Origin of the sequence: Bifidobacterium hapali (assembly GCF_002259755.1) — a bacterium.
Lineage (GTDB): Bacteria > Actinomycetota > Actinomycetes > Actinomycetales > Bifidobacteriaceae > Bifidobacterium > Bifidobacterium hapali.
The window spans coordinates 1-15951 of record NZ_MWWY01000003.1 but is presented as its reverse complement, the minus strand read 5'-3'; the positions used below and the strand labels follow the sequence as shown (position 1 = coordinate 15951).

Sequence of the window (15951 nt, the reverse complement as noted above, 5' to 3'; positions counted from 1 at the left end):
AACACTGCACAATACCCCCTCTATCATCGTGCAGTAAAGAAACTTAACAAAATGGTCGACACTAACCGCGCGCATGCCGTAGACTAACCTATAGAGCGATATAGCCGCCCGGCAACGGGGAGCCGCCAACGATGGCGACACGCGATCGACGACGAACGCCGGCATCAGCACAACAGAAAGTAGTATCACGTCGCTCACATGACCCTGCATCGATGCAGAGGGAGGAAAAGAAGAATAATGAAAGAATATATTCAGCGCATGGGTCGCTCGCTCATGCTGCCCGTCGCCTGCTTGCCAGCGGCGGCTCTGTTCGTAGGCGTCGGCAACTGGATTGCCAGCTTTACCGGCGGTGACGTCGTTTCCACGTTCCTGACGACAGCTGGCGGCGCAGTACTCAACAACTTGGGTATTCTGTTCGCGATCGGCTTGGCATTCGGCATGTCGCGCGATCAGCATGGTGCGGCCGCACTGGCTGGTCTCGTCGGCTTCCTCACGCCGATGACGCTGCTCGTACCGGATGCTGCCTCGAAGTTCCTCGGCTACGCGGATGCCGCCGCCATGCAGGAGTCGGCGCTCAACACGTATAACGCGTTCTCAAAGATGAACAACGGCAACGTGTTTATCGGTATTCTTGCCGGTTTGCTTGCCGCTGCTATGTACAACCGGTTCCATCAGGTGAAACTGCCTGCTGCGTTGAGCTTCTTCAGCGGCAAGCGTCTTGTGCCGATTGTCACGGTTGCGCTCATGTCTGTGGTTTCGCTGGTGCTGCTGTTTATTTGGCCGCTCGTGTTCGGCTGGCTGACCGCGTTCGGTGAAGCGATTATGTCGCTCGGCGCAGCTGGTGCTGGCATTTACGGTTTCGCGAACCGCTTGCTGATTCCGACCGGTCTGCATCACGCGCTCAACAACGTGTTCTGGTTCAACATCGCTGGTATCGATGATATTGCGCGCTTCTGGCAGGGTGCCGCCTATCAGGGCGACCCTGTCACCATCGCCGGTTACCACGCAGGCATGTATCAGGCTGGCTTCTTCCCGATCATGATGTTCGGTCTGCCGGCTGGCGCGTTTGCGATCTACAAGAACGCTCGCCCGGAGCGCAAGAAGGCGATCGGCTCGCTCATGCTGGCCGCTGGCGTTGCCGCGTTCTTCACCGGCGTGACTGAGCCGCTTGAGTTCTCGTTCATGTTCGTTGCGTTCCCACTGTACGTGATTCACGCGGTACTGACCGGTATTTCCGTGGCGATTGCAGCTGCAATGGACTGGATGGCCGGCTTCAACTTCTCCGCTGGTTTCGTTGATTTCATCTTAAGTTGGCCGCTCGGCACGAAGCCGTACATGCTGATTGTGCAGGGCCTCGTGTTCGCGGTGATCTACTACTTCGTGTTTGATTTTGCGATCAAGAAGTTCAATCTGATGACTCCGGGACGCGAGCCTGAGGAATCGGACGCGGACGCTGATGTTGCTTCGGCAACGGGCGACGAAAAGTACACGATCCTCGCCACTCGCCTCTACGATGCGCTTGGCGGCAAGGCGAACGTCGTGTCAATTGACAGCTGCACTACTCGCCTGCGTCTCGTGCTCAAGGATGCGAATGCAGTTGATACGGCTGCGATCAAGAAGACCGGCGTGCCGGCTATCAAGCCGATTGACAAGACGAATCTGCAGATCATCGTCGGCACGGATGTTCCGTTCGTGGCTGATGAGATGAATCGTATTGCGAAGGCGGCGGGTTCGAGCCCAAAAGCGTGAAGGCAGCACCCGCTAAGGTAGCTGCCGTCTCACGACCAACCGGCACATCCACCGCGTCTGGCACAACTGTACCGATTGTCGCCCCAGCCGATGGTGCAATCAAACCAATCGAAGAAGTCCCCGATGAGACATTTGCCGCGAAGATTCTCGGCGACGGATTCGCCGTGGTTCCTGCTTCAGCCTCGATTGTTGCGCCAATCTCGGGCACAGTGACAATGGTTGCTAACACGAAGCACGCCGTAGGTATTACGACTCCAGAAGGCGTGGAAGTGCTGGTGCATATCGGCATCGACACGGTCCAGCTTAAGGGAGAACCGTTCACGGTTGCTGTTACCAAGGGTCAGTCGATTACTGCGGGAGCACCGATTGTACAGGTCGATTGGGCTGCGGTTACCGCTGCAGGCAAACCGACCGATGTGATCGTAGCGTTTACTAAGCCCGCCAAGGTCGCAGCTTTGACAATCACAGCCAAGGGCGCGGTTACCGCCGGCTCGCAAATCGGCACGGTTACTACCAAGTAGCCCTCGTCCCGGTTCTCTGTGCAATGGAACAGCCCCTCAGATGAGGGGCTGTTCCATTGCTGAGACATTTCGTAATCCGGTCAACAGTCGGCACCCAGCCGACTGTCAGCCAAGATCGAGATCGAGCAGATCATCAATCGTCTGGCGGCGCATCATCACATGCGCACCGGATTCACTCACCGCTACCACCGCCGGAATCAGCGCTTGATTGTAGTTGCTCGCCATTGTGCGACCGTACGCGCCGGTCACCGGCACCGCGAGCACATCGCCGCGCTGCAAATCAGCCGGAAGTCGATCCTCATGCACAATAATGTCGCCGGATTCACAGTGCATGCCGACTACACGCACGAGCATCGACTCGTCCGAACCGCGTCGATTCGCCAGTCGCACTGTGTAATCCGCCCCGTACAAAGCTGGTCGAATGTTGTCGCTCATGCCACCGTCAACCGACACGTACACGCGCTCATGAATCGGGTTACCAGCTTTGTCAGTCGGCTGATGTCCTTCACCGTCTGCGCTGAGCGTGACATGTTTAATCGTGCCAACGCGATACAGCGTAACCCCAGCTGACGCGACAATCCAACGGCCTGGCTCGAACGAAATCGCTGGCGCAGGCATACCGAGCGCACGGTTAATCGCCGCCACAGACTCGGCCAAACGAGCCAATTCCACGTCGATATCCATCGAGTCTTCGCCGTCCGTGTACGCCACCGAATAGCCGCCACCGAGATCAACCTCAGGCAGCGTGTATGCGTCGGTCGCGTAGAACGTCTTACGCAGCAACATCATACGTTTCGCAGCTTGGATAAATGCGTCCGCATCGTGGATATTCGATCCGATATGCGAGTGAATGCCGACGAGTTCAAGCACGTCTTGATGACGCTGAATCTCCTTGAGCACGGCGAGCGCCGGACCGTCGGCCACAGCGGTCATCGCAGCTGCGAGCGCACGATCGGAGTCTGAAACTTCTTCGCCGCTTAAGTCGTACGGATATTTCACGTCGTAACGCAGGGTGCGTTGCGGCTTGGTCGCAGTCGACTCACCCGCCGCAATATCGTGCGCTTCACCAAGTCGCGCATTGGTTGCGGCCGGTGTCACGTCAGTCAGATTGTCGAGAATAGCGAGCACGCTCGTGTCCGCACCGGCCGGCAGCAACGGCACGCCGAATTTCTGATCTTCGTGCGCGGTCGAAATGTATTCGTGACCGCCAGCGTGAATGCCGGACGTGACGCGCAACATGACGCGCGCACGTTTGCCGAGACGGTGCGCAATCGCAGCGATGCGAGCCGGTTCGTCGGCAGAATCGACGACGATTTTAGCGAATCCCTGTTCGATAGCGAGCGCGATTTCCTCGTCCGACTTATTGTTGCCATGCAAGACGAGGCGACGACCGGGAGCACCGGCGGCGAGCGCAATACGCATCTCCCCCATCGTGCAAGTGTCGACGTACATGCCGGCTGCGAGCACGAGTCGCACGATTTCCTTAGACAGGAACGCCTTGCCCGCGAAACTGACATGCGTAGTGGAATTGTTGAACGCGGTCGCCGCAGCATGCACGAAATGCTTCGCGCGCTGCGCGACTTCATCCGTGTCGATCACGTAGAGCGGTGAGCCGAACTCGTCAAGCAACGATTCGGCCGTACGCCCGTGGAACGTGATTGCACCAGTTTGCGGGTCTACGGCCGTGGCCTGCGGCCAAATAGGAGTAATTGCCATAATGTCTCCTTACATGTCGTGATAACGATTACACTCGTCCGCGTTGCTGTCGCACTGACGAACTGATCTGTTACTTCCCACTGTGCCATATCGGCACGCGCCATGCCGAACCGCGTTCCACTAGACAGCTGCTCGCCATCATCCCAAAATCAGTCATCGTCTAAAAAACGGCAGTCGTCAGCCGAACAGCTCATCGTGGGAACCAGTACGTTGGAAAATGGCCAGATCCTCAGTGGTACACCAGATCAGCAGCCAGTCGCCAGCGTTAGCGACATGACATTCACTGGAACCCTTCCACTCCCCTAACAGCGTGTGCATGTTGTGACGACGCTTCAATTCTTCAATAGATTCGACAGTATTGTCGAGGATGAGTTGCATGACTTCGTCGAGCGGTTTGAGATCAATATGACGCTTCTTAAGCCGCTTGAGATCGCGAATGTACTTAGGTGTAGGTGCAGGTCTGAGCATCAGATTCCCAGACTCTTATACATCTCATCGAGGTTGGCGTACGATGGTCCGCCGTTCTTGATGATCTCCTGCGTTTCGCGGATAGCTTCGCGGCTTTCCTTGTTCGGGTGCTCTGATTCGAAAGTCAATGGAATACTGCGGGTGCGAGCCATCTGCGTCCAGAAGGCACGCGTGGCGGACGCGAGGGTGAGCCCGTATTCTTCGGCTACCTCCGATGCTTGGGCAATCACCTGCTTGCTGGCCCTAATGGCTTTGGATTCTGTCGCGTTTGCCGAAGGCATTGCTGCGGTCATGACAATCCTCCTTGACTACAATGTGCACTGGTGTGGTCAATATTACCACACCAGTGCACATCACGCATACCACCGTACAACAGAACACATCAACAGCCGAAGGCTGTTACAATTTGTCTGGACAGACAGTCCAGTGGACTGTCTGTAGCAGCGAACAGCGATAGCGTCTGTGAGCGTCGCTCAATACAGCAACGGCGCAAGCCGTTACATCTTGTCCGGAAAGGTCACGCCGAGTAGGTCAAGACCTTCGGCGATGACGAGACGCACCGCGTCGTTGAGCTTGAGTCGTGCGGCGGCACGAGCCGGTTCGGGAGCCTTGGCGATACGCAGCGCCTCACGAGCCGCATCGTCGAGCCGCTCCTCAGGATCGGTCAGATCCATCGGCACGACGCGCTCGACGTTGTACCACTTGTGATACGCCGCAGCCAAATCCTCCAAATAGTGCGCCACACGGTGCGGCGCACGCGCATCGCCAGCCAGAGTCAGCAGTGCCGGCCACTGAGCGAGCGCAGCAAGCACTTCACCGTCTGCCTCAGTGTCGAGCAAACTCAAGTCCGCACCCTCATACGTCACGCCAGCGGCGGCCGCATTACGGTCCACATTGCACGAACGCGCGTGCGCATACTGCACGTAGTACACCGGGTTGTCGTTCGAATGCGACGCAAGCAAGTTCAAATCGATATCGACCGGAGAATTGTAATCGGTACGAGCCAGCGAATAACGCGACGCATCCACACCGATCGCTTCGGTCAAATCGTCGATCGTAACGACATTGCCGGCGCGCTTCGACATGCGCACGGCCTTGCCGTCCTTCAGCACGTTGACAAGTTGGCCGATGAGAATCTGCATGTTCTCGCCCGGCTTGTCACCGAACGCGGCGCACATGGCCATCATGCGGCCGATGTAACCGTGGTGGTCGGCGCCGAGCATGTAGATCGCAATGTCAGCTGGGTCAGTTGCACGGTGACGTTTGTTCCAGTAGTACGCGATATCGGCGGCGAAGTACGCAAACTCGCCGTTCGACTTGATGATCACGCGATCCTTGTCGTCACCGTGCTTGGTTGACTCGAACCAAGTCGCGCCGTCCTTTTCGTAAATATCGCCACGCTCGCGCAGCGCTTCGATTGCGCGGTTGACTTCGCCGTCGGTGTACAGACTGTTTTCGTGGAACCACACGTCGAAGTGGACGCGGAAGTCCTTCATGGACTTGCGAATCTCGTCGAACATCATCGGTACGGCGCGCTTGCGGAACTCTTCGCGCTGTTCGGAATCGCCTTCACCGAGCGGATTGCCGTCCTTGTCAAGGCCGCCGTCGACGCGCGGTAGTGCGAGCACGTCGACACCGTCGGCTTCAGCTTGAGCGATCACACGCTCGGCGATTTCGTTGATATACGCGCCTTTGTAGCCGTCGATCGGCGTTTCTTCGCCGTGCGCAGCGGCGACGAGCGACTTGGCGAAACGGTTGATCTGCTCGCCGTGATCGTTGAAGTAGTATTCGCGTACGACTTTGGCACCGTTTGCTTCGAGTACGCGGGCCATCGAATCGCCGACGGCCGCCCAGCGAGTGCCGCCGATGTGAATCGGACCGGTCGGGTTCGCGGACACGAACTCAAGATTGAGGGTTTTGCCGGCCAGATGATTGTTGCGGCCGAACGTGGAAACGCCGGTTTCCTCGTTCATCGGCGCGGTGAGGACTTGATCGACGACAGCTGCAGCGGACGCGGAGTCAAGCGTGATGTTAATAAAGCCTGGGCCGGCGACTTCGACAGACTTGACGCCGTCGGCCGCGGTTAACTCGGCGGCGAACAGCTCAGCCAAGTCGTGAGGCTTCATGCCGGCTTTTTTAGCTAACTGCATGGCGGCGTTGGACGCCCAGTCACCGTGCGCGCGGTCTTTCGGGCGCATAACGGACAACTTGGCGACAGGTGGGATCAGATCTTCAGTGAGGGTGCCGGCTTTGCCGGACGCAACCAGTTCATGGGCAATACGCGAAATCAGTTCGCTCAGGGCTTCAGGACTCATTCTTCCAAGAATACCGGCGAGTCTGACTTCCAGTAGTTCACATCGGCGCTATTCCCCCTTGCTCACACACTATGTAGTGGCAGAAAACGCTCGCTTACGGTCCCCTTAGCGAGCGTTTTCTGCCACTATGCTGTGCGCGCACAGCTGCCACAGCAGCCGTGTCATCGCCGATGCCGTGACTCGATCACGTAATAGCCGCCGTAGCACAGCGCTACGAACGGCACCATTGAATACAAGGTCGGCCGCTGCGACGGGTCGAGTGCCACCAACACCAGCACGCCCAAGCACATCGCGATCGCCAACCACGGCAATATCGGATAACCCGGCGCGCGATATCCCAGATCGTTAACACTATGCCCGCCACGTACCCATTCGCGTCGGAATCGAATATGGCATACTGCCACAGAGAACCACACCACAAGCGTCGCCAATCCAGACACCGACACCAGCACCAAATACACTGTCGACGCCGCAATCACCGAAGAGAGCAACGCCAGTAGCGAGCCGCACATAGAAAACAGCACCGCCCACACTGGTACACCGTGGAAATTCGTTTTCGCAAAACGCGCCGGGATCAAACGCTCTTTTGCCAACGACCACACCATGCGAGAGCACACGTACAGTCCCGAATTCGCTGCCGATAATACAGCCGTCAACACTACGAAATTCATGATGTCACCGGCGAACGGCATACCAATCGACTGAAAAACAAGCACGAACGGACTCGTATCCACACCAGCCTGTTGCCACGGGATAAGCGCGGCCATCACTGCAATCGAACCGATAAAGAACATCGCCAAACGAAATACCGTCGTATGCACGGCTTTCGGAATTGCACGTCCCGGGTCACGCGTTTCGCCAGCAGCCACACCAACAACTTCAGTACCTGAGAACGCAAACACTACCGTCAGTAACGTGGAGAAAATCGGTGCAATGCCGCGAGGTAGCCAGCCGTCAGCCGTGAAATGAGTCAACAGCGGCGGCACACTACTCGCCCGCCCGGCGATCGGAATCACGCCAACAATCGCCAGTAAGCCGATCACAATAAACGCAACAATTGCGAACACTTTAATCGATGCAAACCAAAACTCAGCCTCGCCATAGAGTCGCACCGACAAAATATTGAGCGCGAATACGACCGCAATGAACACAGCCGACCATATCCATGCCGGCGAGTGTGGGAACCAGCGTTGCATCAGCAGTCCGGCCGCTGTGAATTCGGACGCGAGCGCCACCGCCCAGTTGAGCCAGTACAGCACAGCGATTACGAACGCGGTAGCTGGGCCGATGAATCGTTTCGCATACAGGTGGAAGCTGCCAGCGTACGGCATCGCGACCGACAGTTCGCCGAGCGAGACCATCACACAGTAGACGAGTAGTGAACCGATTGTGTACGCGAGAATCGCGCCGAGTGGGCCGGCTTGGTTAATCGTGTAACCTGAGCTGACGAATAGGCCGGTACCGATCACGCCGCCGAGGGAGATCATGGTCAGATGACGTGATTCCATGCGTCGCTCAAGTCCGGTGTGATTGTCACTGAGGCTCGGGTCGGAAGTCTCATCCGCCGTCATTGATGCTCCTTGCCGTGAGTTTGCTCGCGTTCGTATATCAGTTATTCACTCGCCAATCAATCGCCGAGTGAATCATGAACCAACAGTGTACGTGCGGGTATAGGAAAGCCTCCCCGACTCCTGCACCATCAACACGCGGCCGAGTTGCGGAACATCGAAGAGGCTTACACAACAAACGCAGTAACGGCGACTCACTGCACGGCGATCGCGTCAATCTCGACGAGCGCACCCTTAGGAATATTGTTGCCACCGAACGCGACGCGCGCCGGCTTGACCGAGCCGATGAATACTTCCGCGTAGCGAGCGTCAACTTCCTTGAAATCCTCGACGTTCTTCAGGTAAATGGTCGCGCGCACAACGTGCTCAATGCCGGTGCCAGCCGCGTCAAGAATGCACTTGATGTTTTTGAGCGCCTGCGCAGCCTGCTCGCCAGCGGTGTCGCCAGCCAGTTCGCCGGTGGCGGGGTCAATGCCCAGCTGGCCGGATACGAACACGAATCCGTTGGCCTTGACGGCCTGACTGTACGCACCCAGTGCGGCCGGCGCGTATGAAGTTGCAACTTCTTCCATCTTCTCGCTCATGATCGTTACTCCTTATTATTCATCGACACGATTGCCGATATATGGATATGCGTGGCTCGCATGGCCGACGGCTGGCATGTGCAACTGCGGACTGTGCGGACTGTCAACGCTGCTTATTGTACGGTCCGCGTGTCTCGCTGAGCCGCACTCATTCCGTACACTGGACCGCCGACCCATCTTGGCTCTCCTTGCAAGGGGAGCCGATTACTGCTTACTCGTGATCGCTGAGCGCGGCGTCGTAGCGCAGCAGGCCGATCACGAAAATCGGGAACGCGTTGCGGAAATCGAGTACCGACATGCATTCGTTCGCACCGTGCGCGCCGCCGTTCGTAACGAATGTCGGCTGCGGTGCGATTAATCCAGCTTCAGTCAGTTTAACGATCGACTCGGGATCTTCCGGGAACCCCGGTCCGAAGTTAATCGAACGCGGCACGACGCGCGAGTGCGTACCACCGCCAGTCGAGAACGGCTCGGCGTGAATGCCGGTTACGTCGTCGTACGCAGCGACCAACGTAGTCACTTCCCAGTTGTCTTTCGGCACATAGTACGGCTTATCGACGGTGTGATTGAGCATGCGACCGCCAGCCGCTGCGACCGACTGTTCGATCGCAGCCATAATATCGTCCGCAGATTGAGTAACTGCGTATCGAATATCGAACGTGAGTTTGAGTTCGCGGCCGTCGGTTGTCACGACGCCGAGATTGCACGTCGTCTTGCCAGTATCCTCATCCTCAAACGCGAAACCGAATCCATCACCGAACGGCGGGACAATCCAACGATCGAGAGCAGCAAGGAACGCGCGCGCGTCGGCTGATAGCGCAGGATCGTCGTCAGCCGCAAGTTTTTCAGCAAGTACGTGAACCGCGTTCAGTGCGAGCTGCGGTACCGCACCGTGACCGGACCGGCCGATCGCTTTGATACGCACGCGACCGTCGTCCGACGACTCCAACTCAAACGAGCCACCGTCATCGGTACCGGATGCGAGATAGTCAGCGAGCGCACGGATAGCGGCCTCGTTCTTGCCGTTCGCACTGTCCGTCGCGTCTCCAGCAGTACCATCGCCAGCAATGCCGCCGTCACTCAGCCGCGCAACCATGAACGCTTCGCCGGGCACCGCGTTCGGCGCGACGCCAGCCGTAATCGATTCGATCGCCGCCGGCAACGGCAGCGCGCATTCGAACGTAATCTCGCCCTTCTGCGCGTAGTTCACCGGGAATCCGCAGTCCGTAACAAGCGTGCGATACGGTGCGCCATGCTCAGCCACGTAATGTTCCATATCGTGCAGGCCGGTTTCTTCCGCACCGCCGTACATGAGTCGCAGCGTGTGGTCGAGCGTGATGCCTTGCTCGCGCAGGAATCGCATGAGGAAAACCGCGAGCACGCACATGGCTTTATCGTCGTGAACACCACGGCCGACCACGTAACCGTCGCGCTCGTACGGCTGGAATGGCTCGGATAGCCAGCCCGGACCTGCTGGTACGACGTCGGCGTGCGAGAGGATAGCGATGTCGCTGGTGGATGATTTGTCGGCTTCGTTTGCGTACACCGACATCGCGTAGCCGTCGTGATTGACGGAAACGAAACCGTAGTCGGCTGCAGTGGACGCGATTTGCTCGAACATGTCAGCGACACCCTTACCGTATGGCTCGCCCGGTCGCGCGGCGGATGCGTCCGACACTGACGGCACGCTCGCCCAACGAATAAGATCGCGCACGTACTCGTCGCGATGTGCATCGAACCAGTCGAGCGCCTGCGCTTTGAGCTCGCGCTCATGATCGTTCAGCATGTGGAATTCCTTTCCTGCGAACGCCGTTCGCCGATGATTACCGTTATTCCCTTACGCTATCTCACGATAGCGGCGCGTAACGATGCGCACATAACATGCCCGAAATATGACGTTTACCGTAACGCTACTTGTGCGGTCGTACTATCACCGAAACTTTCCGATCACAACAGCGCGGAGAGTGGGAAAGGAGAGGATTATGAACAGCATCACGAGAAGGACTATCACGAAAGTCGCTGCGGCGATCGTAGCAGTCGCAACGCTCGGTTCGATGGCAGCGTGCGGTTCAAGCTCAACAAACGGTAGTACGAGCGGCTCATCCGGCAGCGATATCATCACGTACGGTAATGGCGAACCTGCGAATCCGCTTATTCCAGGTAATACGAACGAACAGAACGGTGCGATGGTCATCAATACCGTTCTGTTCACCGGTTTAGTTACTACTAAACCGGACGGATCGCTGATCAACGAGGACGCTGAAGAAATCAAAGCAAACGACGATAGCTCGCAGTTCGATATCACGTTGAAATCTGGCCTCAAGTTCTCCGACGGCACGCCGATCACGTCTGAGAGCTTTACTAAAGCATGGAGTTACACAGCGAACGCAGCTAACGGACAGCTCAATTCGAGCTTTATGTCAGTGATCGACGGCTACGATGACCTGCAAAAAGATGGACTCAAAGGCGACGAACAATTGCCCGGCCTGACCGTGAAGGACGACACGCATTTCACCGTGAAACTCAACGCGCCATGCTCAATTTTCCCGACCATGCTGGTTTATATGGGCTTCTCACCGTTGCCGGAGAGCTTCTACAAGGACCCCAAAGCGTTCGGCGAAAAGCCAGTGAGTTCCGGCCCTTACAAACTCAAGTCATGGAAGCACAACGACAGTATTGAAGTCGTGCCGAACGAATACTACACGGGCTATTACAAGGCCAAGAATGACGGTATTACGTTCAAGATTTACACCGATCCAAAAGCACAGTACGCGGATGTGCAGGGCGGTAACCTCGACATCACCAGTCAGATTCCAGCTACTGCATTGAAGAATCTGTTGAACGACAAGACAATTCAGGCATACAGCAAGCCCGGTCCGAACCGTATCATGCTTGGTATTCCAACCGATTTGCCTCACTTCTCTGGCGACGAAGGTACGCTGCGACGCAAAGCAATCTCACTGGCAATCAACCGCGAACAAATCTGCTCGAAGATTATGAGCGGACTAGCCAGCCCGGCACAAGACTTCTCGTCGCCAACCATCAACGGTTTCTCTGATTCACTCAAGGGCGCTGACGTACTCAAGTATAACGCTGACGAAGCGAAGAAACTGTGGGCCGAAGCCGACAAAATCTCCAAGTTTGACGGTACGTTCACGATCTCGTACAACGCCGATGCTTCCAGCCTGAAGGAAACGTACGAAGCAGTCGCAAACCAGCTTAAGAACACGCTTGGTATCGATGCGAAAACTAACGCGATTCCAACCAAGCAGGAGTATTTAACCGCACTCAGTGACGATACCCTGCACACGGCGTACAACGATAACTGGGGACCGGATTATCCGTCGCTGGAGAACTATCTCAAGCCGATCTACTCGACCATCGCACGCAATTCTGGATCAAACTACGACAAGTATCTCAACCCGGAGTTCGACTCGCTGCTCGATAAGGCCGCTGCAGCTTCGACCACTGACGAGGCCAACAAGCTATACCAGCAGGCTGAGGAGATTCTGCTCGCCGATCTGCCGTCCGTGCCGATTTACAACATCAACGCACTCGGCGCGACCGTCAAGAATCTCAAGGGACTTGAGTTCAACTGGCAGGGCAACCCGACTCTCGCGTTCATCACCAAGAGCTGACGTCCGAACAGTCATTCAATCAGACAATTAATAAGTAATGTATGAGTAGGGGCGGTCACACCACGAAACTGGTCGTGACCGCCCCTACTCATGCAGTGTACGTTACACATCACGTACAGTACGCCACATCACAACTATCACAGAAAGAACGGAAAAACCAGTACATGAACGCATCATCGTCTCTCTCCCCCGCACCCCGGCCGCTCCTCACCAAATCCGGCACACCAGCACGCACTCTGTGGCGACTCACTCCGGGCATGCCACACATCAATCACGGATCATACGGCGCAGTCCCCGCCGCCATTCTCGACCATCAGCAGCGATTGCGCGAACGCATGGAACAAGCTCCATGCCAGTGGTTCCAAGAACTGCCACCACTGCTTGCTGATGCGCGCGAACGCACCGCCGACCTGCTCGGCGTTGATCGTGCGGCGCTCGCATTCGTGCCGAACGCATCCGCCGGCGCAACAGTCGTATGCGATTCGCTACGTCTCAAGCCCGGCGACGAAATCCTCGTATCCGACATGGGGTACGGCGCGGTCGTCATGGGCGCTGAGCGTCACGCACTGCGTTCCGGGGCAACCATGCGCGTTGTGCACATCCCGATCGATGCGGATGACGATGCGATCGTCGCCGCGTTCGCCGCCGGCATGACCGAACACACGCGACTCGTTATCGTCGACGAAATCACGTCCGCAACAGCTATGCTCTTCCCCGTCGCTCGCATCGTTGCGACCGCTCACGAACGCGGCATTCGCGTACTCGTCGACGGCGCGCACGCACCCGGACTAATTCCCGGCAATCCGATGGAACTCGGCGCTGAATACTGGACCGGTAATCTGCACAAATTCGTGTGTAATCCGCGTGCGACCGCAGTACTCGCCGCCGCACCGTCCGTCGCCGACGAACTGTATCCGCTCATCGACTCGTGGGGACGCGATCTGCCATATCCGCAACGGTTCGACGAGCAAGGAACGGGCGACTATACGGCATGGCTGTGCGCGCCGGTCACGCTCGCATATCTCGAACGCGAGTTTGGCTGGGATCGGATTCGTACATACGCGAATTCGTTGGCTGATTGGGCGCAGCAGCTGATCGCGAATGCGTTTGCAGCGAACGATGCATGTGGTGATGGTTCCACTGTTCGCACAGCAGACGATTATGTGGTTCGACTGGCGAATCCGGCGCCGGCAATGCGACTCGTGCGACTGCCCGAGGGATTGGTTCGTAACGATCAGGATGCGGCAGTGGTACGCCGACAGGTGATTCAACAGTTCGGGTTCGAGGCGACGTTTACGAGTTTCGACGGCGTTGGATACATGCGTTTGTCGGCGTACATTTACAACACTGCGGATGATTATCGCCGTTTTGCGGATGAGATTGTGCCGGTGCTGGTGGCATGGTCGCGCGATCGGTCGCTGCTTGAACGGGGCGCTGACGATCGTCACTAGTTCTCGAGGGCGTTGGCGAGGTCACGCGATGGCAAAACAGCATATTTTTCCATCGCGTGACCGAATTACCTATCACACATCACGCCATACGGTTCTTACCGAACAGTTGCATGAACTGCGGTCCCGTCTGCGCAAGCTCGCGTTCAAAATCATCTTGCCACTCGCCGAACGGCCGCCCAGCCAAACCGTCATTACTAAACCGTTCCTGATCGGTAATCTCAGTCACGCAGAATTTCGGAATACTTAAATTCGTCACCGGACCACTGCGTTCAGCTTCCGCAACGATAAGCGGCGCATTCGCACCACCGAACACGTCAATACTCCAGCCGTCCTCGTCAAGCCACACTGAATACCGATTCTTGATAATCGGCGCGCCACCGCGCATCATAAGCTCAGCTGCGATCCGAGAGTCAATCTCTCGCTCCGCTTCGTATCTCGTGCCGCCAACCGACGGACCTTTAACGGTAACGAACGCATCCTGAAACACGTCGCGGTATTCGCGCAGCACGTCGATCGGATCGAGATCAGCGGTCATGTCGACGCGGACTGCACGAGTCATCAGCCGCACGCGCAACGCATAATTGCCGTCGTGTACGTAGTAATTTTGGATGATGAGCGTCGGCGCATCCCCATCGTCTAGCTCGGCGGGCATATGACGACAGAAAAATCGCCGTTCAAATTCAAAATCGCTGAGAGTATCGCCCATAACCCCAGTGTAACGCCGTGTGTAACCGATGTGTTCCCGTTTTTCATTGGAAACGCTGTTGATTGTGATGTGGTTCCGAATGCAGCTGAACCGCGTCCGAGCCACGATTGATCGGCGTTCGCGTCACATCGGCGTCGCGTTCGGTCCGCCCCACGTGTAAAGTAGTGCGGTATTGGGTCCGTAGCTCAGTGGATAGAGCGTCTGTCTCCGGAACAGAAGGTCGAGGGTTCGATCCCCTTTGGGCCCACCAATCAGGGCTTCATATCGTTGATATGAAGCCCTTTTAGTTATCATTACCGGCCTGTCACCTCCTGAATTGCAGCGCTCAAACACGATTCAGACACGATGACTTCTCTGACGCTTCTGTGACACCATATATCGATATATCAGGATTATGCCTATAAGAGGCTATGGAGCTTTTTGACGCGCATTAGAGTCTTTCCGCGTGGCGGTTTTCGCTCGCTGAGGGTGGCCTAAGCGAGCGTTTTCCGCCACGCCTACTAGTCAGTGGCGGTTTTCGCTCGCTGAGCACCACCTAAGCAGGCGTTTTCCGCCACGCCGATTAGGCCCACGTTTCGGGTTATAGGCCAAAATGTGTGTCTGTTTTGGCTCGCTTTCCTTTGTGGCAGTGGGCGTTTCCCCTGTTCGAGTTGTATGGGCGGGGAACTTGAAGTCGGCCAGAATGTGTGTCCGGAACAGGCTGTGAGGCCTTTCGGGACAACGGTTGAGCGGCTTTCGAGTTGGCGTGGCAGATTGGGTGGATGAACACACCCAGTTGCGCCGTGTGCGGCGAGCCGATGAAACGGAACGGAAGAACAAGCTCGGGGCGGGTCAGGTGGCGGTGCCGGGACGCCGGCTGCGGGAGCTCGCGCACCCAGTCGCGCGACAACAGGGCCCGTGACCTGCGGTGCGGACTGGACTGGCTGTTTTCCAAACGGTCGCAGGCCGAGCACGACCTGCCCTCCCGCACGCTGCGCCGCCGGTGCGAGCTGATGTGGGGCCTGTGGCCGCCGGTGCCCCTGGTGGACGAGGTGCATCACGTGGTGCATGTGGACGGCATTCACCTGCACCGCGACGCCGTGGTGCTGATCGCCATCGCCGACGGGCACGTGATCGGCTGGCAGATCGCCAAAAGCGAACGGTCGGCGGCGTGGCAGAGCCTGATGGCGCGCATCGCGCCACCGGACGTGCTCGTGTGCGACGGCGGGGGCGGCATCATGAAGGCCGCGAAGACC

The 15951-nt window shown here is 57.3% G+C and carries 13 protein-coding genes and 1 tRNA gene; 6 read left to right on the top strand and 8 right to left on the bottom strand.

Annotation, left to right across the window (positions count from 1 at the left end; translation table 11 throughout):
- Positions 1 to 237: 237 nt before the first annotated feature.
- Positions 238 to 1749 carry an N-acetylglucosamine-specific PTS transporter subunit IIBC gene (gene nagE, locus BHAP_RS00465; RefSeq protein ID WP_169713129.1) on the top strand — a complete coding sequence of 504 codons (1512 nt, stop codon included), beginning with the start codon at positions 238 to 240 and terminating at the stop codon, positions 1747 to 1749.
- Positions 1746 to 2270 (top strand): PTS sugar transporter subunit IIA, encoded by a 525-nt coding sequence (locus BHAP_RS11700; protein WP_211279650.1) that lies wholly within the window; start codon positions 1746 to 1748, stop codon positions 2268 to 2270. The genes nagE and BHAP_RS11700 overlap by 4 nt, the downstream gene beginning before the upstream one ends.
- A gap of 105 nt (positions 2271 to 2375) precedes the next feature.
- On the opposite strand, the gene BHAP_RS00460 is transcribed toward BHAP_RS11700, so the two are convergent.
- From BHAP_RS00460 to BHAP_RS00430, 7 genes are all read right to left on the bottom strand, one after another.
- Positions 2376 to 3986 carry a diaminopimelate decarboxylase family protein gene (locus BHAP_RS00460; protein ID WP_094728578.1) on the bottom strand — a complete coding sequence of 537 codons (1611 nt, stop codon included), beginning with the start codon at positions 3984 to 3986 and terminating at the stop codon, positions 2376 to 2378.
- Positions 3987 to 4163: 177 nt separating this feature from the next.
- The gene (locus BHAP_RS00455) at positions 4164 to 4454 is read right to left on the bottom strand and encodes a type II toxin-antitoxin system RelE/ParE family toxin (protein WP_094728576.1); all 291 of its coding nucleotides are present in this window, start codon (positions 4452 to 4454) and stop codon (positions 4164 to 4166) included.
- A complete protein-coding gene (locus BHAP_RS00450; protein WP_211279649.1) occupies positions 4454 to 4747 on the bottom strand; it encodes a type II toxin-antitoxin system RelB/DinJ family antitoxin in 294 nt (97 codons plus the stop codon). Before BHAP_RS00450 ends, BHAP_RS00455 begins: the two co-directional genes overlap by 1 nt.
- A 204-nt stretch (positions 4748 to 4951) precedes the next feature.
- Positions 4952 to 6769, bottom strand: coding sequence for an arginine--tRNA ligase (gene argS / locus BHAP_RS00445; RefSeq protein WP_094728574.1), 1818 nt, complete (start codon positions 6767 to 6769; stop codon positions 4952 to 4954).
- A 161-nt stretch (positions 6770 to 6930) separates the two neighbouring features.
- The gene (locus tag BHAP_RS00440; protein WP_094728572.1) at positions 6931 to 8340 is read right to left on the bottom strand and encodes an amino acid permease; all 1410 of its coding nucleotides are present in this window, start codon (positions 8338 to 8340) and stop codon (positions 6931 to 6933) included.
- Between the two features lie 191 nt (positions 8341 to 8531).
- Complete coding sequence (locus BHAP_RS00435; protein ID WP_094728570.1) at positions 8532 to 8921, bottom strand: Rid family detoxifying hydrolase; 390 nt, start codon at positions 8919 to 8921, stop codon at positions 8532 to 8534.
- Between the two features lie 211 nt (positions 8922 to 9132).
- Positions 9133 to 10707 (bottom strand): Sapep family Mn(2+)-dependent dipeptidase, encoded by a 1575-nt coding sequence (locus BHAP_RS00430; protein WP_094728568.1) that lies wholly within the window; start codon positions 10705 to 10707, stop codon positions 9133 to 9135.
- 196 nt (positions 10708 to 10903) lie between these two features.
- Here BHAP_RS00430 and BHAP_RS00425 point away from each other — a divergent pair, with 196 nt between their 5' ends.
- Positions 10904 to 12559: a peptide ABC transporter substrate-binding protein gene (locus tag BHAP_RS00425; RefSeq protein WP_094728566.1), complete on the top strand. Its 1656-nt coding sequence runs from the start codon at positions 10904 to 10906 to the stop codon at positions 12557 to 12559.
- Positions 12560 to 12816: 257 nt separating this feature from the next.
- A complete protein-coding gene (locus BHAP_RS00420; RefSeq protein WP_211279648.1) occupies positions 12817 to 14010 on the top strand; it encodes an aminotransferase class V-fold PLP-dependent enzyme in 1194 nt (397 codons plus the stop codon).
- 79 nt (positions 14011 to 14089) lie between these two features.
- On the opposite strand, the gene BHAP_RS00415 is transcribed toward BHAP_RS00420, so the two are convergent.
- The gene (locus tag BHAP_RS00415) at positions 14090 to 14716 is read right to left on the bottom strand and encodes a CYTH domain-containing protein (RefSeq protein ID WP_094728562.1); all 627 of its coding nucleotides are present in this window, start codon (positions 14714 to 14716) and stop codon (positions 14090 to 14092) included.
- 174 nt (positions 14717 to 14890) lie between these two features.
- On the opposite strand from BHAP_RS00415, the gene BHAP_RS00410 reads away from it, so the two are divergent.
- A tRNA-Arg gene (locus BHAP_RS00410) sits at positions 14891 to 14966 on the top strand.
- Positions 14967 to 15477: 511 nt separating this feature from the next.
- A partial coding sequence (locus BHAP_RS00405) for a transposase-like zinc-binding domain-containing protein (RefSeq protein ID WP_420807696.1) occupies positions 15478 to 15951 on the top strand: 474 nt, incomplete at its 3' end.